Here is a 19971-nt window from a genome sequence, read left to right on the forward strand (position 1 = left end):
TAATGTTGTGGTATCATGAAAGATATCATCCGAAAATTAGATGACACCAACCCCGCAGGGGTGATGTTGATGCAGTTTGCACCGGTAGAATCCGTACAAACATGGATAGCCAAAAGCGGCGGTTTGTACCGTGGCGAAATTGTGTTTTTTGCGGGGTGGCGTTGGTTTAACGTGTATGGCATACCCGAAACACTATTTTTCCGAGAACCCAAACGCCGGGCGGCTGCCGGCATTTTTTACGAAACAGAAGCGGGTTGTGTGGTACCGGGCGATGATGCCGAGTTTAGGGATGTGTTTGAATGGGCTGAGGATCGGCGCTTTATCGTACGTACCAAAGATCACGTGGGTGATTGGCGTTTGATCGGCACACCATGGCACGGCCTGAAGCTGGAAAAAGCCGACTTTGATACTGATCGTATCATGGCCGGCACGCGTGGCTTCAGTATTGCATTTGAAGGGAAGACACCTGCCTTGAGTGGGCTTTATCCGTTTAGTTAATATGGAATACATTCTATGTGCAGCCATCCACTATGAAGATGGTAAACAATATCCACATCAGCCTGAAAACATAAGTAGTGGTCTGATAATCTGTGGTCGCAGGCATGACAACTGCTATATGACACTTTCTGCTTTATTAGGAAATAATGATGGTAAGCTAAATGTTGGACGGGATAAACAGGGCTTTATTACAAATCTGAATAGATATGTTGACCGCAAAGAAGGGTATCAAATAGCAAAAAAGGCAGGTCAATTACTGCATAATTTGCACGACCAAAGCAATCCAATACTAATTAGTGAAGATCTATATTGATTACTCATTTTGAGAACCAAGACAGGTAAGGCATAAACTGGTTTCTTCTGCTTCGTTTTCAATATAAAGAACATTACCTTTGCATTGCTTTCCTTTAATAATTTGATTGCAATCCTCTCTTTTAACCTCTGAAGTTTGATCACAACTTAAGCAATAAACAGCAGTAGATGTAGGTTCATTAGGGCTTAAAAAAGCCCATTTACTAGCTTCTATGGGTCCATCTATCCCCATTTTAATTATATTTCCCCCAACACATTCAGGACAGAAATATCTTCTCTTAGTTATATCAATTATAAAATGTCTATTTAATTCTCTTTTACTAAGCACAAATTCTAAATAATCTAAATTATCATACAGAAAGGCTTCAACTTCCTCTATCTCATCAGCATTTGCATCGTGTCCGGGGTGATTATCAAATTTTGCTTTAAAACAGGCCCAAAAGCCATCTTGACCAAATAAATAGGTGAATGTCCATAAAATCAATTTTAATACTTCATCCGGTGATAATAATTTGCCACCAACTCCATGAACAATACGATTTCTTGCAATTCTGACTGTTTCAAAGTGAGCTTGAAACTCTTCAGAAACTGAACCCGGTATTATACATGCATAATAAGTCCTTATTAAATCTTCTCCGGAAATAGTATATAAATCAGAAAAATTTTGCTCACTACTATTGGGCATGGTTTTCCAGTCACCTCTTTTTTGATCAATTAATAACAATGGCGTTGTTTCTGCTATTTTTGCTTTTAATAGAGACTCTATACCTTGATGAACTAATACAATTGATGTTCTCACGACTATGGCATGATATCCCCACATCTCCCTTCTGGGAACATTTTTCATAGTTTTGGATGTATCAACTTCATAGATATTTGTATATGCCTGAAGCAAACATTCAATCCCTATCGCTTTGTAATCATCAGATGTTGGTATTCCTGTTATCATAGTAGTCCCGAGCTATTTCAGCCAAAATTAAATGGATTTTTACAAAAAATATTTCCTTCCAAAATTAGCTTTTTTTTGCTCTACCTTACTTTCATTTTTTTTGCATAAAGACAGGCGTAACGTTGCAGCCACTGTTTACTTAAGTGTTCGCAAATGAAAAGTTTAAGGCTAATGTTGCTGGGTGCAGGGATTTTCCTTGCGGTAGCAATAACAGAAACCCAAACAAAGGATTTTGTAGGCAGTAGTCCTAAAATCGAATGTATAATCCCCTCATTGGATTTTAGTATTACCGGTGTTACTTATACTCCGTGGGATGTACAAGCTCCTGTGGTGCCTATAATTGATCTGCCTGCAAAAGTACTTGAAGGGTTTCTGACAGTAGAGGAAAAACCTCCTGCTGAAATCGGTCAAAGGTGTTAATCTTATGAAAAAATCGAAAGGCGGCTAATTGTCGCCTTTTTTTATTTAGTGACCTGTATAAAAAAAGGAATGTATAACTGTACAAAAAATGCAAATTGATTCATGTATAGAAATGGACCTCACAGCTGCCTATTTTGTATACAAAACCTGTACATGAAATTAAGTATACAAAACTTGACAATTTGATGTATATACCTATACAAAAGATTGATCGGCACTTATAATTTTTATGCTCTGCCTTACTTTCATTTTTTTGGCAGAGACACAGGCGTAACGTTGCGGCCACTATTATCGTGTACCGCGACGAATGCAAACGCCCACCTCACATGTAACAGAACTTCTGAATGCCGGTTGGCTGGTTCCTAAGGAGCTCCAATCGGCATTAGCTGATTATCTTCAGACGCTCACTCCAGAGCAAAAAGCCAAAACCATTGAACAGGTAGATGCTCGCCTATGGGCTGACTACGAAGATGACGACATCCCCGGTCGTCAAACTACAGAGCTTCAGGAAGGTGAATCTATTTGGCTAATCGACATGGATTCGGTCATGTGGCGCAGTAATTACGGCCGCTCCTATGGAGCTGCTTATTATGCTGATGCCTTGGACAAAGCCTATGCTGACGCCTCCTGTAAGGGTGTAGTCCTGCGTTTTGGCAATGGTATGGGTGGCGAGCGCAAAGCATCCTACATGGTGGCCGATGCTGTTGGCCGTCGCAATAAGCCCGTATATGCCTATATCGAATACGGCAGCGCCTACAGTGGACACTACTTGGTAGCTTGTAGTTGTGATGGAATTAATTGCAGCAACGATACCGATTCTGTTGGCTCCATTGGGGCCTATATCTCTTTTGTGGACTACGATGCTTGGGATGCCAAGTTTGGAATAGTACGAAAAGACGTGTATGCAGAAGCCAGTCCAGACAAAAACAAATCGACCCGCGAAGCCAAAAAGGGCAATTTCAAACTTCTTGAGGCCCAAGCTCAGGAAATAGCTTTGGAATTTCAGGCACGGGTAATCTTAGCACGTGGCGGAAAACTCAAGTCAGATACTGTCCTGAAGGGTGGGGAATTTTCCGCGCCCAAAGCCCTGGAACAAGGGCTGATTGATGGCATCGGAAATATTGACGCTGTACTGAAGCGTGTAATGAAACTCTCTGCAAATTTTTCAAACCAAACCCAAAATACGGATATGTTCGGATTTATGAAAGCGCCTGCGGTGCTTGCCCTGATGGGCGTAGCGGCGGGCGATATTACCGAAGAACAACTCAATGCGGCCCTTACCGAACTGCAAAGTGCAGGTGGAGAAGGCTTTATTGAGTTGATGCAGTCTTTCGGTCAACCCAAAGCTACCACAGTGGATGTGAAAGCATCGGTAGAATACAAAGCACTGGAAGCAAAACTGACTACTGCCACTACCAAAGTAGGTGAGCTTACGACCAAGCTCGAAGGCTATGAAAAGCACGGTGATGAGGTAACCAACCCTCTGAAACGCGAAGAGAAAATCGAACGCACAGGTAATGCGGGTGACGAACTTTTGAGCGAAGCTGATATTCAGATGCGTGCATTGTGGCCAAAAAAATAAGCCCCTGATTTTCCCAAACCCACCTTAACAATTTTCTACGACAATGCCAGTATCAAACGTAGCAGCGATTCAGAACTATGCAGGGGCTTATACCCCTAAGATTCTGAAGACGCTTTACAGCAACCTTACGATCATCAGCACGCCCGGCGTGCGTACGATCAACAACCTGACGGTTGACAAACAACTTTGGGGATTTAAAGCCGCCGATGGCTTGCAGCCCAACAACCCTAATATTGAAGACACGGATCTGGTTGACGGTACTTTGTTGCTTCGCAGCATTTCGCCACGCAAAGCCATGAAGATCCTGAAAATCAATTCGGAAGAATTTGCCGATACGTTCCTGTATGAAGGGCAAAAGGATTTAACCCGTGAACATCCTCCTTTGTTTGCCGAGGAATACTGGAGCAATCAAATGATGAAGGTAGCGGAAGAGGTGGAAACCAACGCTTATCTGATGAAAGATAAGTCAGTAGCGGTCGCCTATAATGCCGGTTCTACCTATGCTGCCGGTGATGTGATCATCTATGGTACATTGCAGCAATACTTTTTGTGCCTTGCTACAACTTCAGCCGGACAAACGCCCCTTACCCACCCTGCCAAATGGCAATGGGCATCCAACAAATATTTGTGCGATGGTTGGGGAACGGTATTGGCCAAAGAAATTGCGGCTACGAATTTGACGCCTGTGGTAACGGGAGCCATTACAACCTCCAACGCGGTGGACAAAATCGACGGCGTAATGTGGGCAGCGGTACCGGAACTGCTCCGCCAAAAGAAAGTGAAGTTCTACGTAAGCTGGAGCGTTTACGACAAACGTTTGGCACATCTGCGTGCCAAAAAGGATGCAGGCGCTAGTTATTCTGATGTAGAACTTGAAGGCCATGCCAAGTACATCATTGACTCAAGCCGCCGGGCTGAGATCATTCCATGTAACTGGATGGGTACCAGTCAACGCGTGATCGTTACGATTGACAGTAACCTGGTAATGGGTACGAACTCCATTGACAGCCTTGGCGTATGGGGTAACCGCGTAGATACGATGCATGGTTACAAAACCATCATGAAATTTACGTTGGCCTTTGAGTTCGATGATTTGCGCTACCTGATCGTAAACGACCAGGCTTAATTTCTCACCTAAGATAACCCAAACAGGGGGCGGCGATGGGTAACCGTCAAAGCCCCCGCTACTGATACAATGGCAAAAGACAAAACTCCGGTAAATGTGGAGACTCTGATAAAAACTCCTCTGACAGAGGAAGAATATGCTGCTTTGAAAGCATTTTTTGAAGGAAAAGACCTTGAGATCGCAGATTCCAAAGCGACCGTATTAAGCCTTACAAACGAAATCAATATAGCCAACACTGACAGGGATGCATTGAAATCTGATATTAAGGCAAAAGATAAGGTCATTGCAGAAAAAGAAACGATGATTATTGACCTTGTAAAAGAGGTCAATGATTTAAGTCAGTTGAAATCTGATCTTGTCACGGAGGTTCAGGGAAAGGACAAAGTCATTACTGCCCTTAACAACGAAATCGCTGCTTTTATAAGCGAAAAGGACGATGCTCCTGTGGTGCCTACGGTGAAAGTGGGTAAGAAAACCTACATCATTGCTATCCCTAAGTTTAACTACGAAGGGGAAGAGCGGACGGCGGCTGATGTGAAAGCAGATCCTGTACTGGCGGCAAAACTGGTCGAAGAAAAAGCGGGCGTATTGGTAGAGTCTGTTTAACCTTTCACCCTTAACCACTCAAGAAAATGTCTTCAGTATTAAAAGATTTACTCCCCGATTGGGGAAACGAAACCTCCAACATGGGAGGAATTGCGCAGATCGGATACATTATCGCGGTGCGTAATATTACCACTTGGTCAGCTCCTGCGGCCAATTCGACCGGCAGTAACAAGTTTTTGCATACAATAGCCTTTGTTCCCAAAGTGGATGAAGGTTTTTTGAAATTTTACTGTACGCCTGAGATTGGTGAATTTGACATGGCAGCTATTGGCGCCCGCGATGGTGGAGGCTTCGACGGTTCAGTGAAAATATTCATCCCCGGCAATGACAAGGAACTCAATTATGTCGCCAACGTATGCCGGTCAGATGTGTTTGTGGCGTTGATTCCGGACAATGACGGCACCCTTAATCAGCTTGGAACTCAGCACCACTTTGTTTTCATAAAATTGGACTACAAAACGGGTCCGATCACCACAGAGCACGGTCGCGGGTATTTTGGAGAGCTGATGGTTAAGCAGCCGTTTAAAATCCTGTATACGGGCGCTGTCACGCTTAAACCTACTGAATAATCATGGAAAAAGAAGCGAAAGTAGTCGTAAGTGGTGCCAATGCTACACCACAGGAAAAGAAAAAGCTGAAACGGCCTTTTGTGTTTCAAGGTCAGGGATATGACTTAAGTAATCTTACTGAAGATCAGAAAACCTATTTGAAGCAATTCCCTGATGAAGTGCCATTCCTGAAATAGCTTTCCCAAACCCTTACCTATGAAAAAAAAAGCCGGGCACATACTGTGTTTCGGCTTTTTTTCCTTACCACCATGGAAGAAAAGATCATTGAGGAAATAACTGCCTGGCTCGAAAACGAGATGTATTATGAAGGAGTACAGCTGTACCAAAAATATGGCAGTAATGCCTATCTGAAGAAGTTTTTCAATGATGGTACCGAGAACCATCGCCGTAATTTGCTCACAACAGAGCTGAAGGAGCTGCTTACCGCTACTGTGGCCACCGTCACCGCCAAAGAAGCGGCCCGCCCTGATGTGGTGCAAATCCTGATGCGTGAAGCCGGTAGTTTAATGGATGAACGTACGGCCCTGAAGGAGCGGGCGAGGTTGATCATCGAACGCAAAATTGATACTGAAGCTGAACTTAGCGAAATAGTGCTTAGGATCATGCAGGGCATCAATCCGCGATTGGACGAAATCTTTGGCTTGAGGGATTTTTACGATGCCAATGGCTACCTGCCTGAAACGGCAGCGGTGGCGGTGCAATCGGTATCGGAGTTGATCAATCGTCGCAATACGCTTCGTACCTACCTGAGCCGAACGGCTAAGAAAGGCAGTCCGAAACGGCAGCTCTGGCAAAGTGAATTGTTTGGCATCGAACAAAAACTCAAAACGCTCGAAGATGCTGTTCAGGACTAAAGATATCGCCGTTGCTCTTCCTGAGCGTAGAACTCCGGTAACGGCCGAGGAGTTTGCTGAAAATTTCGTCAAATGCAAGGTGAAACAGGCACTTGATGCGTGTTTTCCTGACATTCAGCAGGGCAAAAGCTATGATTTTGTCAGCTTGAGTGAGTGGAGCACGCATGAAATGGTATTTCATCTTCTGAGCCTGATCGGCCCGGCTAACCTGTACGTGGCTACGTGGAGCATGAGCGAAACACCTGCCCGAATGCTGGTAGAAGCCATGCAGGCCGGTGTGATCAGAGAGCTGCACTGCCTGTTTGACTACCGAATCAAGGTAAGGTATCCGGGCGTTCATGATTACGTCAAACAACATTTTACGACTGTTGGCATTGGCAACTCTCATGCCAAGGTAACGGTGCTCATGAATCAGGAATGGGCCATCAGAATTGTAGGATCTTCTAACTACACCAACAACCCGCGCATCGAGGCGGGGGTATTGTCGGCAGGCCGCGCGGTGAGTGAACTTCACCGTGATTGGATTTTAGCCGAACTCAACGGTGAAAACCCTTTTGAACAATGACTCTAACGAATGAAATCTTACTGGAAATAGAAGAAATGGCAGGTCTGTTTATGACGCCAAAAGCCATTTCTATCATCGTGGGCATAGAGGAATCTGATTTTATGGATGAACTCGAAGATGAAGATTCCGCCATCTACAAACACTATTACCGCGGCCATTATAAATCCGAAGCTGAGCTAAGAACGGCCGTCATGCGACTGGCAAAACAGGGAAGCAGCCCGGCCCAAACGTTGGCCCTGAAGCTATGGGAACAATCTAAAACCGCAGACTGATGAACCTTGACAAAATAGACCAAACGGAAGAATTTCAGGCACTCAAACGGGCTGCTACCGATGATCAGTACTTAATTCCTAACCACCTGAATGATACAGCCCTTGTCGTGAGTTTTGCACTGGAGCTGATAAGCGATCGGAAAAGCCGGTATTGGGAGGACTGGAAGCTTATTAAGAAGGTCAACGAGCAATACCCTGACGTATCCAAGACCAAAACAAGGCATTATCTGCAGCTGGCCAAGATGCTTACGGTTTATCTGAACCCGATGAATGTGGAGCTGGAGAAGATTAAACTGATTCACAGCATTAAGGACAATGCCCAAAAGGCGGCTATTGCCAATACGCCCAAAGATCGGGACGTGATGGCTAAGGAACACGCCAATTTGATGAAGATTTTCAAAGCCGATGAGGCAAGTCATTCGGGCGGTGGCGGTGCGGTGATCATCAACATTTTCAACTTTGACCCATCATTGATCGGTGCGCAAAAGCGGCCTAATCTACTAACTCAAATTGCTCAGGAATTAAAGAAGATTGAAGCGGAACAGGAAGCGCAAATGGCTGATTTTGAAACCCTAAAAGAGGAATTGGAGGATGAATCTGATCGATAATGACGACATAATAGATCTGATCAAGTGGAATCCCGCTTCAGGGGCAGTACTCGGTCAGCTGATGGATGATATATTCCTTCCTGAAGTGCAGGAATTTGTGGTAAAGCACCGAACCCTATCGCAGTTCAAAGCGATGATGGTAGATGCCAACGAAATGACGATGGTCATGCCAAGGGGTACCGGTAAAACCGAGAAGATACACGCCCATCGTTCTCATAAGTGCAGCACCCGAATGCCCGGCGCCCGCGGTGGTTTTGTAGGAAACTCTTACCTGAAATTATTCGAGAATATTCTGCCGGGTTTAGTGAAGGGATGGAAAGATTTGGGATGGAAGCGAGGCGTTGATTTTTCGATCAAAGAGCGATTCCCCAAGAGCATGGGCGTACCCGAACCCTACGGAGAAACGCTTGACTCCAGTCACGCGATCTTTATGCGTAACGGTTCGGCTATTCAGCTTATCAGTCAGGACAGGAAAGGTTCGGCCAACTCCATGACACTCCACTGGGTGCAGGGCGATGAAAAGAAGCTGCTCGACAAAAACATGATTGATACGGAGCTTCGGCAGGCCAATAGGGGTGATATGCACCTTGATTTTGCCCATTTACCGGAGTTTCATTCATGGCTTTGGACAACCGATATGCCCACCGATCAGGATACGATGTGGGTATTGGAAGAAGAAAAAGTCGCGCATCCTGATAGGGTGCAATTGCTGCTGGATATTCAGTATGAAAAGTATGAGCTGATTCAAAAACTGCTCATTGCCCATGAGTCCAGGCGTAAGGGCATTTTGCAGAAAATAGCGTCTCTTGACCAATATTGGGACGCTATCCGCAAATACACTTTTTGCTACCACGAACCCAAAGGCCATGATAACATGGAAGGGTTTGGTATCAAGCAAATTCTTGATTTGAAGCGTACTTTACCTTCATTCGTGTTTCGTACCTCTATCCTGAATGAACGCCCCTATCTGACCGATAACGCGTTTTATCCTGATTTACGCGATAAGCTGCACTGCTATGATGCCACTGATTTTAAGTATGTCGATGATAATATTGATAGGATACTCAATCAGGAAGGCTTTTTGCTGGATGACTGCCGAAAGGATGCCGATTATAATCCTCATTTGCCCCTCTGTGGTGGGTTTGACTATGGTGCAATTATCAGTACGTTGACGCTCGGGCAGGCAAAACACTTTGATTTACCGGTCATTAATTCAATGTACGTCAAGCACCCTCAACGGTTAAAGGATCTGTTAGCAAAGTTTGTAGATTACTATCGTTTTGCAAAGTGTAAAGTCTTCTACTATTTCTACGATCATACCGCCATTGCCACCAACGCAAGCTCTGATATATCGTATGCCGATGAAGTGGTAAACTTCTTAGAGGCCAATGGATGGAAGGTACATAAATGCTACATGGGTCATACACCCTCCTTTGATAAGCGATATGAAGCATGGGGTGTTGCTCTCAAAGGCGGAAGTGATAAAGTATTTAATGTATCATTCAATCGGACTAACTGTGAGTATCTGCTTACTGCTATGCGCCTCACCCAAATCAAGCAGGGCACTAAGACCTACCAAAAGGATAAGCGCAATGAAACTAAACTAAAGATAGACCAACGCGAAACGACCCACTTCACGGATGCCGTTGATACTTTATTGCTGGGTGCTAATAAGTTCCTCTTAACTGATAAGATGATAGGTTTCGATGTAGCCTTCTGATAGCCTGATACTACTATCCCTACCTAAGATTATAATAGATTTATAAGGTCTGTTTTAGTAAGGGAGTCCGCGCACTTTTCTCGTTTCGATTCTGAAACCCCACCAACCTATAAACCTAGTAGGCGAGTGGGGTTTTCACATTTCGCACCCCTCCCCCCCTATGCAATTGCACTTTTCGACAGTGCGTTCCGGGGTCTTTCGTCGCTGACGAGGTTTTTAAAAGTGAAAAACACTTTTAAAAAGGTTGAAAATGAGTGCTTTAAATGAAAAAAAAACGCATTTTTTCCCTGTAAAAACTTGCGTAAATCGTTGATTATTACTATCTTAGTAACTGAAACATAACACTTTAAGAGTAAAAATTAATGAAAAATGAAGTTGTCTTTGAGGAGATAACCGGGAAGGTTATTGCCTCTATCGAAGCCGGCGTAGCGCCTTGGCGTCAAACATGGGGATTTGTTGAGCCGCCCCAAAACTACTTTTCCGGGCATCAGTACCGGGGAATCAATGCCTTTTTGATTTTCTTTAAGCAGTACCCCACGCCCTACTTTGCGACGTTTAACCAAATCACCAAAAACGGGGGAAAGGTTAAAAAGGGCAGCAAAGCCCATCGTTTGTACTTCTCTAAAAATCTTTGGTATGACTCGAAGGGAAACGAATACCACGAGGCCGACTTTGAAAACATGCCGCCCCATGTCCGGAACGATTTACGCCGTATTTATTACATCAAGTTTGACATGGTTTTTAATATGGCCGATACCGAAGGGATAGAGTTAAAGCCATTTTCTACCGCTTGGAACGAAAACGACAGTTACGCGGAGGTTGATTACTTCTTTGAAAATCTGAAAGATAAGCCCACTATTGACGTAAAACTTTCAGATTATGCCTACTACAGCAAAACAAAAGACCTGCTTAATATGCCGCTGATTCAGCAGTTTGAAACTTCCAATAATTTCTATGCAGTAGCTTTTCACGAACTCATACACAGTACCGGACACCCTAAGAGGCTCAACCGCCCGACGTTGGCCGAACAGCATCAATTTGGTGACGAAAACTATTCTAAAGAGGAATTAGTCGCGGAATTGGGCGCGTGTTTTCTCTGCAATGCCTTTGGAATTGCTAACGTAGACATTACCGGTATTTCTGCCGCTTACCTCAAAAGTTGGCTCAAAGTACTGAAAGCCGAGCCTAAATTATTATGGGAAGCCGCCGCCGAAGCTCAAAAGGCATTTGATTTTCTCATTAAACAGGTTCCCGAATTTTCTACCCTAACCAAACCGAACCACGCCTGAGCCATGCAAAACAATCCTTTTATAATGGGCTTTGAACAGGAATTTGAACCGCATAAAACGGCAGTTTGCCCCCATTGTCAAGGCACTAAATTTATTATTCAGGAGGCGACCGCTTTTTATGGATTTCAAGACCCTGAGAACCCCGGCCAAATCAACGTAACAAAAATAAAGACCAATGAAGTTGATTGGATTCTATGCGAGAAATGCAACAAAAATATAACTCTGGAACTCGCACAAATAAAAATCAATTTCCCGTATCCAAGCAAATAAATGTTCAACTATAATTTTTTTTACTGCAATGTCAAACAATCAAAACACCCCAAAAAAAGGCGAGAACACAACGCCTAAAAGTGACGAAGCCGGTTCAACGACTCCCGCGCTTACGACCCTCAAACCGACGCCAAGCCTAACACCGCCAACTCCCGAACCGGACCCGGTTGCACAGGCAAAAGCCGACTATCACAGCAAGCAGATTCAACTCGGGAGCAAGTTTCAAAAGTTGGAGGAATTAACCCGGATTCGTCGCAATTTGACCAAGCTAACCGAAACCCGCGACGATTTGAGACTCTTTAGATTTGACCAAGCCGGGGACGTTTCCAACGTGGCCACGTTGATTTTAAGAGATTCGACCGGCCGGGAGTTTTCGACCAATCGGGTAACATTGATTGAGGAACAGGTTGAAGCCCTTGAAATACGCCTTAATTCGCGTATAAATGAACTTCAGGACGAAGCCCTACTATTTCAGATAGCGTAGTGAAGTAGTCTTACTTTCCGGTTTATATCCCTATTGTTTACTTCACGGTGAACGATAGGGATTTTTGCGCTCGTGACTACTTTCTTGCCTTAGGCATCAAGAAAGTAGCAAAGAACCCGCCTGCTTTGCTCGACCCGGGCGCGAAGCGGTGTGAAGCAGGAAGTTGGCTGAAAATGACCAACACCCTACTTCACAAGTGTGCCCATTTGGGCGAAAAACCCAAAACGGCACGTGAGTTTGTATAAAATTCCGGCACGATGTATAAAATTCTGTCATTTAAAAAGCCCTTCCGCAGTGCAGAAGGGCTTTGTGTTTCAATTGAAACATAAACACTTTTTTCTTGAGTAAAAACTCGAAAAATAAGTGGGCTACTTGAATTTGGGAGTTACCCAACGCGGATATGACTTCAGACGAAACCCTGCCATCTTCAGATATTTGAATTTCGTATCCATACTGATCTCTTTCCCATTGCCAATCCGCGTCAGTATCGACCGCCTTGTTGATTCATTCCCTCCCATCTTATGCCAACGATATTGATTGTTGACAAGCAGGGCAAAGGCGTCGTCTGTCGATAGCTCAACCATATACAAAGATACCACTTTCCTCCCTTACTTTCCTTTTTTGAGAGTGAAATCTGCCCGTTTTTGCAAAGAAAATCAATGGTTAAATGGACAGACGTACTGATCGTGATGGAGCAGAAATTGGCGGGGGGCAAACCAAGGCCCTTCGACCTGGCTTGGCTAACATTCGATGAAGCCCGTAAAACCGCAGGTTCTAAAAAAGAACTTCGCAGGGCGGTACTGGTAGGTATCAAACAGAAAAAACGCATGGTGAATATTGCACCGTACGGCCTGCCTAATCAGATCATAAGCGTCCATTGGGACTTGATTCTTTGGATTAATGACAAACCCACCTCATGAGTAAACCTGAATTTTTTGGCGGTGAATATTTTGATGTTGCCCTGCTTCCAAAATCGCAGAGCAGTGTCTTTATGCGCAATGAGTCGGCAAGTACGCGAACTGTCGGCGGTCCAACGATGCCCATTGTTGATCCATACTACGGACACCACACCGATGAGGTGGAAATGTGGGGCGACGCTAACGACTTCCCTCAGCTCGTAACGGGCGAATACTATAAGGATACGGTCGTTTTGCGTGCACTCAATAAGCTTGTTTCCAAGATCATCGGCAATGGTATCATCCCGGTCAATGTAACGGGTTTCAACTCCGACGGTACCGAGCAATACACGCCCATCATGGATGATGACATTTGGGAGTTTTTCTTCTCCGAATGGATGGAAAAGTACATGAGGGAAGTGGCGACGGATATGGTATGGTTTTTCAATGCGTTTTCTGAAATGCACCTGAGCCAAAACCGTAAACGGGTGGTGCAATTGGTCCATCAGGAAGCATCGTACTGCCGTTGGAGCAAGCAGGATCATAAAACGGGCCGCTGTGAAAATGTGCATATCAATGCCAATTGGCCCCACGTTCACACCAAAGACCCTTATACCACGGTTGTAAAAGCGATTGACCCCTATGATTTTTCGAGGGTCGAAAAAGTACAGACTGACAACCTCTACAAATACATCTATCCGGTTTCTTTCCCCACTCCCGGCAAAACCTTCTATCAGCTTGCTTTTCACGACAGCATTCGCCAAAGCGGATGGCTTGAAGTGCATTTAGCAATCCCCCAGTTCAAAAAGTTTCTGATGAAAAATCAGATGACTATTAAGTATCACTGGAAGATTGACGAACGCTACTGGCCACTGCGCTACGGCGAGCGCTGGGATAAAGCAGGTCCTGAACAGCGCAGGGATATTCGTATTGAATGGCTTACCGAAATGGATGCGAGGCTGGCTGAAGCTGCCAATGCGGGCAAATCGATCTCTACTCCTAAGTTTTGGGATGAGCAAAGCAGTAAGTACCAGGAATACATTGAGCTGACGACTATCGACGATGCAAAGTTGGATAACAAGTACATCGAAGACAGTATCGAAGCCGCGTATAATATCAGCTATGGGATGGGCGTGGATGGTACCGAAATCGGCTTGAGTAACAAAACCGGAGGAAGCTCACGCGGCTCCGGCTCCGATATCCGGGAAAGCTGGCTGATTGCCAATGCTGAGCTGAAACCTTACCGTGATGCCATTAATGAGCCGTTGATGTTTGCAGCCCGTTACAACGGTTGGCGCAAACGCTACCCTAAGTTCAAGATTATGTATCGTGATACCATCCTTACCACGCTCAATACGGGCGCCGGTACCGAGAAAAAAATAAGCTGATGCCACTTTTCCAGACTATTGAAGATGTTAGGGATTACGTCAAGTTCAACCTGATTTTTGATTTCCCTACCATTGAAACCTACCTCACCGATGCGGAGGAAATTGATCTGGCTGATTATATCGGCTCAGACCTCATTGCACGTTTGGTTGGCGCAGAAAACCCCAATGCTATCGAAAGGCAAGGGCTTGTTTTTTGTCGGCGGTTTGTTGCCCGGCTGGGTACACTTCGATGGCTTCCCATGGGAGAAGTACAATTCGGCAATGATGGCATCACGACCGTGGGCAAGGGTGAAATGCGTACGGCTGCCTACGATGCCCAAATTGCACGGATTACGGCTTCTCTTACCAACTCTGCTTATAATGCACTGGAGCAATTACTCAGGTGGTTGGAAAAGCCCAATATTCTCACTGAGCTGACTCAATATGCTACTTCTGCTCAGCGTACCGAAAATCAAAAATACCTGATTAAAAATGCAACTGAGTTTTCCACGTATTATCAGATTTTCGGCAAGCAGCTTACTTTTTTGGCCCTGCGGCCCACGATGGCAGCGGTCGAAACTCAGCGCCTGGCACCTGCCTTGGGTGAGCTGTATACTACTTTGAAAACAGGCACAGGACTTAGTGATCTTCAGAAAAAATTACTGGACGCCTGTAAGTGGTTTTTGGCTTATCAGACCGTGGCTGACGTACTGGAACTCGAACTGAATGTGGAGTTGGATGCAGGCGGTTTACGGGTGAATTATACCGCGCAATTTGAGAATACCAAGTATTACACTCCGCCCACTGACGCGCAGCGCATCTCAGCCCAACAGGCTGCCGCGCGCAGAGCCGAAAAAATGTGGAGTACCGTCAATTCTATTCTTACTGAAATTAACCCTCCTGTGGTGGATACCTCTACCGCATCGGGAATTGTTGCTTCAAAATTTAGTGTCGGATTCTAAACATAGCCAAACTGATGAAAATTACCCTCCATGTAGGTGCCAAACAGTACAATTATCAGGGTCCTAAAAACTGGCAGGAAACAGATCCTGCGTGTTACGAAAAAATATTTGAGGTCGGTCAGCTTTTGGCCGAAAAACCTCATGCCGTTTTTGCCCTTCCTCAAGCACTTTTCAGGATTGATCCTTCGGTTTTACAGTTCCTCTACGACCGTGATGCTATGCGCATGATGGGTGTAATGAGCGATGAAGGGCAGGAAATCGTATTGCAACAGGGACAAGCCCTGCTGAAAGTTTGTGAGCTGTTTACGCAATCCGCAGCGCCTTCCGACTGGAAGGTTCCGAAGCTGAAAACCCCGTTTCTCGGTAAGAATTACTACGGCCCGGGCGATGGCTTAACCCTTTTGACATTTGAAGAATTTTGGTTTGCCGAAGCTGCGTATGAGCGGGGTGATATTGATACTTTGATCGGAGTACTGTACCGGGATGATGCTTTTCGAAAAAAGGCATTTTCTACCGAAATGATTGATAAAACGCAATCACATTTAGGGCGTTTGCCTGAGCTGAAAAAGGAGATGATTGCTTTCAATTATGCCGGATGCCGCGCGGCATTTGCCAACCAATTCAAGATTGTTTTTCCTCAAAAAACCAAAGAGACTCAGGAGCCGAAAAAACAGGCACAAGGAAAAGGCAGCTGGCTTCAACTGGCCATTAACATGGCCAATGACAGCGCCCTGGAGTTTGAGTCACTTCGTAAACAAAATGTACTCATTGCGCTGCAAATGCTGAACAATAAGCTTACTAAAATCAAAGAGTTAAAAGCTAAAAATCCTAAGAAATGACGTCTGATGAGATCATAGATTATTACATCGAGTTTTTCACTAAGATAGCTGAAAAACTCTACGGCCATACCCCCGCATCACCACGGATATTCCTTTGTTCTAAAGATATGTTGTTCAGTGAGTTTTCGCAGGCTCTCCGTAATGTCGTTAAAGGGAAGCACCTTATTGTTTTCATACCGGATGATGATGAGGATTTTTCCAAAGACAATCCGCGCGGTACACTGGAGGGAAGTATTACCCTTGTAGATGTGTTTCAGCAGGGAAATCCTTCAGATATGATCAAAAAACAGAAGGAATGCCGGCAACACGTACGAGCTATTCTGAAATACATGAAACGAAGCAGCTCTGCTCTGTTTCCGGAGGAATCAGGACAGACGAGCAGTCTTTTAAATAATAAGATCAACTTCTTTTCCAATAGTCCCGGCAATGGCACTCCACCAATTGCCAATCAGTTCGTAGGTTGGAATCGGGATTTCTCGTGGTCATTTGCGGAAAACATCAACTACGGAAAAGAGCTTTTTGTGTAGTTCGCTGCCTTATTTTCCTTTTTTAAGGTGCTTCTCCCACCCAATTTCGGGGCATGATTACGGCTACCGTTACTCCCCCCGAAATTGGGCTTTCCAAAGACCCCTTGGTCTATCGCCTCCAGTCTGACGACTACACCGGTGCAGTCGGTGAGGTGGCCGTTAATCGCCTTTATTTTTCGGGTCCAATTTTGGCAGGAACGGTCATACAGCTACTGTGGAACGGCGTCCTGACTACGCTCACCGCCGCCGTATTTCCGGTCAACAACGGGCTTCAGTTTAAATCAGGAGCAGGCAATTCCGCCTTTGTTACGACCAACCTGCCTTATTTCCAAGGCAATCCCGCTATCTCCAAAGATTTTACGGTTTCAACCGATCTAAGTGTGCCCGCGCTGGTTTTTACCGCAAAAGCAAAGGGTGAGGCTTTCAATATGTCAGCCATTGCCGTTGCCGGCAAATGGGGAGTGCAAAACATCACTCCCGGCACCGACGAAAAGCTTCGGATCAATCATTGCATTTTCATGCAGGTTTATCTTGAAAAAATCGGCGGGGCCGGACAGGATAAAATTTATGAAGTATACCTGCCTACGGATGCCGATGGCCGAGCGGAAATTGATTTGGCCGACGTGTTTAACTCAATACTCCAGCCCAAAATTGAAAATCCTTATTGGACAGGCTCCACCGCAGTGATCAGCCGGGCTACCAGTCGTAAATACCAGCTTTCGGTAGCGGAAGCCTACGGCCGTCCGACCAAGATCGGAATCGCTGCTACGCTTCCTGAGAAACGAGTGCTATGGGGAGGAAGCGGTTACTTTCAGCAGGCAGGTGTATCAGCAAGATTGTACGCCAACGGCCTGATGAAAGCCCTCAGAAACGGATCAACCATACGCTATGTAATGGCAGATGAGCCGCAATGGCTGACCTTCATTTGCGTTGAGGCATACATCACAGGGCTTCAATACAAAATGGAGGTGGTTTGGCATGATAATTCTACCGGCACCTACACACTGGCTTCTCTCAATCAGGTCAACAACGGTGAAAAAATCATCTTACCTGCGGGCATTACGCAGTTGAACGTAAACAGCTACAGCACCGGCAAACGAGTAAAGGAATATACCCTATATCTGAAAACCGGAAGTACAGAAAAAACGCTTCGATACCGGTACTTAGCCGATGCTAACCTCCGCGATAAACGCAAGTATTTTGTGTATTTCAACAGCCTCGGAGCGTGGGAATGTCAACGTGCCAACGGCGTGGAAGATCGTACCCTTGAGCTTAAAACCTACAGTTCCTCCAAACGGCCGGCGTATCCGCAGGTTCAGGGCGATGGTGAGCAAACGGATTACTACGTAAGCTATGAACAAACTTTCCAATGCTCTACCGATTGGCTCTCAAGAGAAGAGCAAAAGCGTTGCCGTGACCTGTTTATTTCCCCGAAAAAATATCGCTATGTGAATGGCGACTTATATCCAATCGGCATTACCAGCAGCCGTTTGAGTGAGCAGACCGACGATGAAACAATGCTGTATTATCAATTTGAGTACAAATATTTATTTAAAAACGACGCCCTTCTACAATGAATCAGGACTTAACAGGCAATCAATATCCGCCGCCCGGTTATCAGGGAGAAGGCCCGGTAACCATTGGCGGTGATGGCGGTACAACGATCCCTATTGATGCTACCCCTACTGAGGGCAGCAGTAATGCTGTTTCGTCAGGAGGAGTATATTCTGCTTTTCAGGCAAAAGAAGATGTTATTCAGCCTGTGGAAGTAAATCCCACAGATTATGTATGGGTTGGAAATAAAACCTGGCGACCGCTCTTAACTTGGGTTCAGCAACTATTGGATAACGCAATTGGAGCCATTGGTTTTTCATGGGACCAAATAACCGGCAAACCTGCCGGACTGATTACCGAGGAAGCTGATCCTACCGTTCCCCGATGGGTAAAAACTATTACTCAGGTACAGGCGGACGCGCTTCAGTGGTTTGCCAATAAATTTCAGCGTGAAGAATTGCCGCCCGGTAATGTCCTTATAGTTGGCGAGGATGGCGACAGTGTGACAAGTAAGCCTTTGGGTGAAATGCTGGCCACGTTCTTTCCGGCTCTGTCAGCTATTCTTTCAGGGGTTGTATCAGCACCTACATCGATCACGGTGACGCAGAAAGGATTTGATGTGGAAATCGCCTGGACTGACATTGCCCGCACAAGTGGCTATTATCACGTAGAGGTTCGCTACCGCATTTCAGGTGGTGCATGGAGTGAATGGCTGCTTGTCAATCAGCAGGATTATACTTCCCTGAAACACCTCTGGACAGCCGAAAATCACCCTTCAGGAATGACCGAAGTAGCCGGGCGTGTTCGCTACATTGACGCCCTGAATAAAGCTTCAGCGTGGATTATGCAACAAACAGCTTTCGATGAAGATGAAGAGGTCATTGACGAGACGACGTATGAAGTTGTTCCCGGTACAGTGCGTTGGTGGCAGGATGTGCCGCCCGTTGATCCCGGTGAAACAACCTACGAAGTCGTGGCTGCATCAGTGCGCTGGTACAGTGCCGTGACGGTTGAGCCTCCCACCAGTACACCAAATCCCCCTGTGATCAAAGTGACGCGCTACAATGCCAATACGATTTCCGTAGAGGTTATCGACACGAACCCCGGCAAGGTGGATCATTACGAAATGAACTATCGGGTGAAAAATACCTCAAGCTGGTATACACTGGACAGCTTTGGTAATCTGACCATTAATCCACCCATACCCTTTTTGCATGATCAGATCGACGAGGCCCTGCCCTTCAACGTTAAATTCCTGCTGGCAAACGCCATGTTCTCCAATGCGATCATTGAGTCACGCGTTCGTACGGTGGTTGATTCGGTTCCTTCTGCCTGGTCTTCTTCGGTGACTGAGCCGACATCCGGCAGCGGCACTCCAAGCCCCGGTGTACGCACCGCAAAGATCAACATTCAGAAAATTGACGGTGTTTGGTCTGATACCTACACGGATTCGGAAGGTGGCAAACTCGCACACTATTATGTGAACGGCATTGCTTTGAAAGGTTCGGGCGGCACCAGAATTAAGTTCGAAAACGTGTCGTTTCGCGCGGGTTTACTCATTGAAGTTTCTAAAGTTTTCTTAGACCCGGTATTTTTTGACAGCTGGGCAGATTACGAAGCCAACCATTGGCAGGCGGCCATCGGCACCGGTAATGAGGACAAGATCGGCTATTACTGCCAACATAATTTTAAGACTTACTAA

General features: G+C 45.5%; 25 protein-coding genes. 23 read left to right on the forward strand and 2 right to left on the reverse strand.

Annotation, left to right across the window (positions count from 1 at the left end):
- The first annotated feature begins 15 nt into the window (after positions 1-15).
- Complete coding sequence (locus tag ACQY73_RS07200; protein WP_428663464.1) at positions 16-498, forward strand: hypothetical protein; 483 nt, start codon at positions 16-18, stop codon at positions 496-498.
- A 1-nt stretch (position 499) separates the two neighbouring features.
- Positions 500-811, forward strand: coding sequence for a hypothetical protein (locus ACQY73_RS07205; RefSeq protein WP_428663467.1), 312 nt, complete (start codon positions 500-502; stop codon positions 809-811).
- Here the strand turns inward: ACQY73_RS07205 and ACQY73_RS07210 are convergent, their stop codons facing one another.
- Entirely contained in the window at positions 812-1759 is a 948-nt protein-coding gene (locus ACQY73_RS07210; protein ID WP_428663469.1) for a hypothetical protein, read from the reverse strand.
- A 153-nt stretch (positions 1760-1912) separates the two neighbouring features.
- Between ACQY73_RS07210 and ACQY73_RS07215 the strand changes: the two genes are divergently transcribed.
- The 14 genes from ACQY73_RS07215 (at position 1913) to ACQY73_RS07280 (ending at position 12369) form a co-directional block, all read left to right on the forward strand.
- Positions 1913-2179, forward strand: coding sequence for a hypothetical protein (locus ACQY73_RS07215; protein WP_428663471.1), 267 nt, complete (start codon positions 1913-1915; stop codon positions 2177-2179).
- A 307-nt stretch (positions 2180-2486) separates the two neighbouring features.
- Positions 2487-3761, forward strand: coding sequence for a S49 family peptidase (locus ACQY73_RS07220; protein WP_428663473.1), 1275 nt, complete (start codon positions 2487-2489; stop codon positions 3759-3761).
- A gap of 43 nt (positions 3762-3804) precedes the next feature.
- The gene (locus ACQY73_RS07225) at positions 3805-4887 is read left to right on the forward strand and encodes a hypothetical protein (protein ID WP_428663476.1); all 1083 of its coding nucleotides are present in this window, start codon (positions 3805-3807) and stop codon (positions 4885-4887) included.
- Positions 4888-4956: 69 nt separating this feature from the next.
- Positions 4957-5493, forward strand: a complete 537-nt coding sequence (locus ACQY73_RS07230) for a hypothetical protein (RefSeq protein ID WP_428663479.1) — start codon at positions 4957-4959, stop codon at positions 5491-5493.
- A gap of 26 nt (positions 5494-5519) precedes the next feature.
- On the forward strand, positions 5520-6062 hold the full coding sequence (locus tag ACQY73_RS07235) for a hypothetical protein (protein ID WP_428663482.1): 543 nt from the start codon (positions 5520-5522) through the stop codon (positions 6060-6062).
- Between the two features lie 2 nt (positions 6063-6064).
- Complete coding sequence (locus ACQY73_RS07240; protein ID WP_428663484.1) at positions 6065-6238, forward strand: hypothetical protein; 174 nt, start codon at positions 6065-6067, stop codon at positions 6236-6238.
- Positions 6239-6310: 72 nt separating this feature from the next.
- Positions 6311-6916 (forward strand): hypothetical protein, encoded by a 606-nt coding sequence (locus tag ACQY73_RS07245; protein WP_428663487.1) that lies wholly within the window; start codon positions 6311-6313, stop codon positions 6914-6916.
- Positions 6900-7481, forward strand: a complete 582-nt coding sequence (locus ACQY73_RS07250) for a hypothetical protein (protein WP_428663490.1) — start codon at positions 6900-6902, stop codon at positions 7479-7481. The genes ACQY73_RS07245 and ACQY73_RS07250 overlap by 17 nt, the downstream gene beginning before the upstream one ends.
- A complete protein-coding gene (locus ACQY73_RS07255) occupies positions 7478-7753 on the forward strand; it encodes a hypothetical protein (RefSeq protein WP_428663493.1) in 276 nt (91 codons plus the stop codon). Before ACQY73_RS07250 ends, ACQY73_RS07255 begins: the two co-directional genes overlap by 4 nt.
- Complete coding sequence (locus ACQY73_RS07260) at positions 7753-8361, forward strand: hypothetical protein (RefSeq protein WP_428663495.1); 609 nt, start codon at positions 7753-7755, stop codon at positions 8359-8361. The genes ACQY73_RS07255 and ACQY73_RS07260 overlap by 1 nt, the downstream gene beginning before the upstream one ends.
- Positions 8345-10081 (forward strand): hypothetical protein, encoded by a 1737-nt coding sequence (locus ACQY73_RS07265; protein ID WP_428663498.1) that lies wholly within the window; start codon positions 8345-8347, stop codon positions 10079-10081. The genes ACQY73_RS07260 and ACQY73_RS07265 overlap by 17 nt, the downstream gene beginning before the upstream one ends.
- 362 nt (positions 10082-10443) lie before the next feature.
- Positions 10444-11370 (forward strand): ArdC family protein, encoded by a 927-nt coding sequence (locus tag ACQY73_RS07270; RefSeq protein ID WP_428663501.1) that lies wholly within the window; start codon positions 10444-10446, stop codon positions 11368-11370.
- A gap of 298 nt (positions 11371-11668) precedes the next feature.
- A complete protein-coding gene (locus ACQY73_RS07275; RefSeq protein WP_428663504.1) occupies positions 11669-12124 on the forward strand; it encodes a hypothetical protein in 456 nt (151 codons plus the stop codon).
- 47 nt (positions 12125-12171) lie between these two features.
- Positions 12172-12369: a hypothetical protein gene (locus ACQY73_RS07280; protein ID WP_428663507.1), complete on the forward strand. Its 198-nt coding sequence runs from the start codon at positions 12172-12174 to the stop codon at positions 12367-12369.
- 123 nt (positions 12370-12492) lie between these two features.
- On the opposite strand, the gene ACQY73_RS07285 is transcribed toward ACQY73_RS07280, so the two are convergent.
- Positions 12493-12708 (reverse strand): hypothetical protein, encoded by a 216-nt coding sequence (locus ACQY73_RS07285; protein WP_428663510.1) that lies wholly within the window; start codon positions 12706-12708, stop codon positions 12493-12495.
- Between the two features lie 75 nt (positions 12709-12783).
- Between ACQY73_RS07285 and ACQY73_RS07290 the strand changes: the two genes are divergently transcribed.
- Genes ACQY73_RS07290 through ACQY73_RS07320 form a run of 7 tightly spaced genes read left to right on the forward strand, consistent with a single transcriptional unit; the run spans position 12784 to position 19971 of the window.
- The gene (locus ACQY73_RS07290; RefSeq protein WP_428663513.1) at positions 12784-13044 is read left to right on the forward strand and encodes a hypothetical protein; all 261 of its coding nucleotides are present in this window, start codon (positions 12784-12786) and stop codon (positions 13042-13044) included.
- Positions 13041-14408 carry a hypothetical protein gene (locus tag ACQY73_RS07295; RefSeq protein WP_428663516.1) on the forward strand — a complete coding sequence of 456 codons (1368 nt, stop codon included), beginning with the start codon at positions 13041-13043 and terminating at the stop codon, positions 14406-14408. The genes ACQY73_RS07290 and ACQY73_RS07295 overlap by 4 nt, the downstream gene beginning before the upstream one ends.
- The gene (locus tag ACQY73_RS07300) at positions 14408-15349 is read left to right on the forward strand and encodes a DUF6712 family protein (protein WP_428663522.1); all 942 of its coding nucleotides are present in this window, start codon (positions 14408-14410) and stop codon (positions 15347-15349) included. Before ACQY73_RS07295 ends, ACQY73_RS07300 begins: the two co-directional genes overlap by 1 nt.
- A gap of 14 nt (positions 15350-15363) precedes the next feature.
- Positions 15364-16188, forward strand: a complete 825-nt coding sequence (locus tag ACQY73_RS07305; RefSeq protein ID WP_428663525.1) for a hypothetical protein — start codon at positions 15364-15366, stop codon at positions 16186-16188.
- The gene (locus tag ACQY73_RS07310) at positions 16185-16715 is read left to right on the forward strand and encodes a hypothetical protein (RefSeq protein ID WP_428663528.1); all 531 of its coding nucleotides are present in this window, start codon (positions 16185-16187) and stop codon (positions 16713-16715) included. The genes ACQY73_RS07305 and ACQY73_RS07310 overlap by 4 nt, the downstream gene beginning before the upstream one ends.
- Positions 16716-16768: 53 nt before the next feature.
- Positions 16769-18292, forward strand: coding sequence for a hypothetical protein (locus ACQY73_RS07315; RefSeq protein WP_428663531.1), 1524 nt, complete (start codon positions 16769-16771; stop codon positions 18290-18292).
- Positions 18289-19971: a hypothetical protein gene (locus tag ACQY73_RS07320; RefSeq protein ID WP_428663533.1), complete on the forward strand. Its 1683-nt coding sequence runs from the start codon at positions 18289-18291 to the stop codon at positions 19969-19971. Before ACQY73_RS07315 ends, ACQY73_RS07320 begins: the two co-directional genes overlap by 4 nt.

It is taken from the genome of Runella sp., assembly GCF_965279615.1.
GTDB lineage: Bacteria > Bacteroidota > Bacteroidia > Cytophagales > Spirosomataceae > Runella.

What these genes read in the sequence shown, in the direction of transcription:
- ACQY73_RS07200 (WP_428663464.1), top strand. Translation starts at nt 16, where the DNA reads ATGAAAGATATCATCCGAAAATTAGATGACACCAACCCCGCAGGGGTG.
- ACQY73_RS07205 (WP_428663467.1), top strand. Translation starts at nt 500, where the DNA reads ATGGAATACATTCTATGTGCAGCCATCCACTATGAAGATGGTAAACAA.
- ACQY73_RS07315 (WP_428663531.1), top strand. Translation starts at nt 16,769, where the DNA reads ATGATTACGGCTACCGTTACTCCCCCCGAAATTGGGCTTTCCAAAGAC.
- ACQY73_RS07310 (WP_428663528.1), top strand. Translation starts at nt 16,185, where the DNA reads ATGACGTCTGATGAGATCATAGATTATTACATCGAGTTTTTCACTAAG.
- ACQY73_RS07270 (WP_428663501.1), top strand. Translation starts at nt 10,444, where the DNA reads ATGAAAAATGAAGTTGTCTTTGAGGAGATAACCGGGAAGGTTATTGCC.
- ACQY73_RS07215 (WP_428663471.1), top strand. Translation starts at nt 1,913, where the DNA reads ATGAAAAGTTTAAGGCTAATGTTGCTGGGTGCAGGGATTTTCCTTGCG.
- ACQY73_RS07290 (WP_428663513.1), top strand. Translation starts at nt 12,784, where the DNA reads ATGGTTAAATGGACAGACGTACTGATCGTGATGGAGCAGAAATTGGCG.
- ACQY73_RS07275 (WP_428663504.1), top strand. Translation starts at nt 11,669, where the DNA reads ATGTCAAACAATCAAAACACCCCAAAAAAAGGCGAGAACACAACGCCT.
- ACQY73_RS07250 (WP_428663490.1), top strand. Translation starts at nt 6,900, where the DNA reads ATGCTGTTCAGGACTAAAGATATCGCCGTTGCTCTTCCTGAGCGTAGA.
- ACQY73_RS07220 (WP_428663473.1), top strand. Translation starts at nt 2,487, where the DNA reads ATGCAAACGCCCACCTCACATGTAACAGAACTTCTGAATGCCGGTTGG.
- ACQY73_RS07305 (WP_428663525.1), top strand. Translation starts at nt 15,364, where the DNA reads ATGAAAATTACCCTCCATGTAGGTGCCAAACAGTACAATTATCAGGGT.
- ACQY73_RS07230 (WP_428663479.1), top strand. Translation starts at nt 4,957, where the DNA reads ATGGCAAAAGACAAAACTCCGGTAAATGTGGAGACTCTGATAAAAACT.
- ACQY73_RS07260 (WP_428663495.1), top strand. Translation starts at nt 7,753, where the DNA reads ATGAACCTTGACAAAATAGACCAAACGGAAGAATTTCAGGCACTCAAA.
- ACQY73_RS07300 (WP_428663522.1), top strand. Translation starts at nt 14,408, where the DNA reads ATGCCACTTTTCCAGACTATTGAAGATGTTAGGGATTACGTCAAGTTC.
- ACQY73_RS07225 (WP_428663476.1), top strand. Translation starts at nt 3,805, where the DNA reads ATGCCAGTATCAAACGTAGCAGCGATTCAGAACTATGCAGGGGCTTAT.
- ACQY73_RS07240 (WP_428663484.1), top strand. Translation starts at nt 6,065, where the DNA reads ATGGAAAAAGAAGCGAAAGTAGTCGTAAGTGGTGCCAATGCTACACCA.
- ACQY73_RS07210 (WP_428663469.1), bottom strand. Translation starts at nt 1,759, where the DNA reads ATGATAACAGGAATACCAACATCTGATGATTACAAAGCGATAGGGATT.
- ACQY73_RS07265 (WP_428663498.1), top strand. Translation starts at nt 8,345, where the DNA reads ATGAATCTGATCGATAATGACGACATAATAGATCTGATCAAGTGGAAT.
- ACQY73_RS07285 (WP_428663510.1), bottom strand. Translation starts at nt 12,708, where the DNA reads ATGGTTGAGCTATCGACAGACGACGCCTTTGCCCTGCTTGTCAACAAT.
- ACQY73_RS07295 (WP_428663516.1), top strand. Translation starts at nt 13,041, where the DNA reads ATGAGTAAACCTGAATTTTTTGGCGGTGAATATTTTGATGTTGCCCTG.
- ACQY73_RS07320 (WP_428663533.1), top strand. Translation starts at nt 18,289, where the DNA reads ATGAATCAGGACTTAACAGGCAATCAATATCCGCCGCCCGGTTATCAG.
- ACQY73_RS07255 (WP_428663493.1), top strand. Translation starts at nt 7,478, where the DNA reads ATGACTCTAACGAATGAAATCTTACTGGAAATAGAAGAAATGGCAGGT.
- ACQY73_RS07245 (WP_428663487.1), top strand. Translation starts at nt 6,311, where the DNA reads ATGGAAGAAAAGATCATTGAGGAAATAACTGCCTGGCTCGAAAACGAG.
- ACQY73_RS07235 (WP_428663482.1), top strand. Translation starts at nt 5,520, where the DNA reads ATGTCTTCAGTATTAAAAGATTTACTCCCCGATTGGGGAAACGAAACC.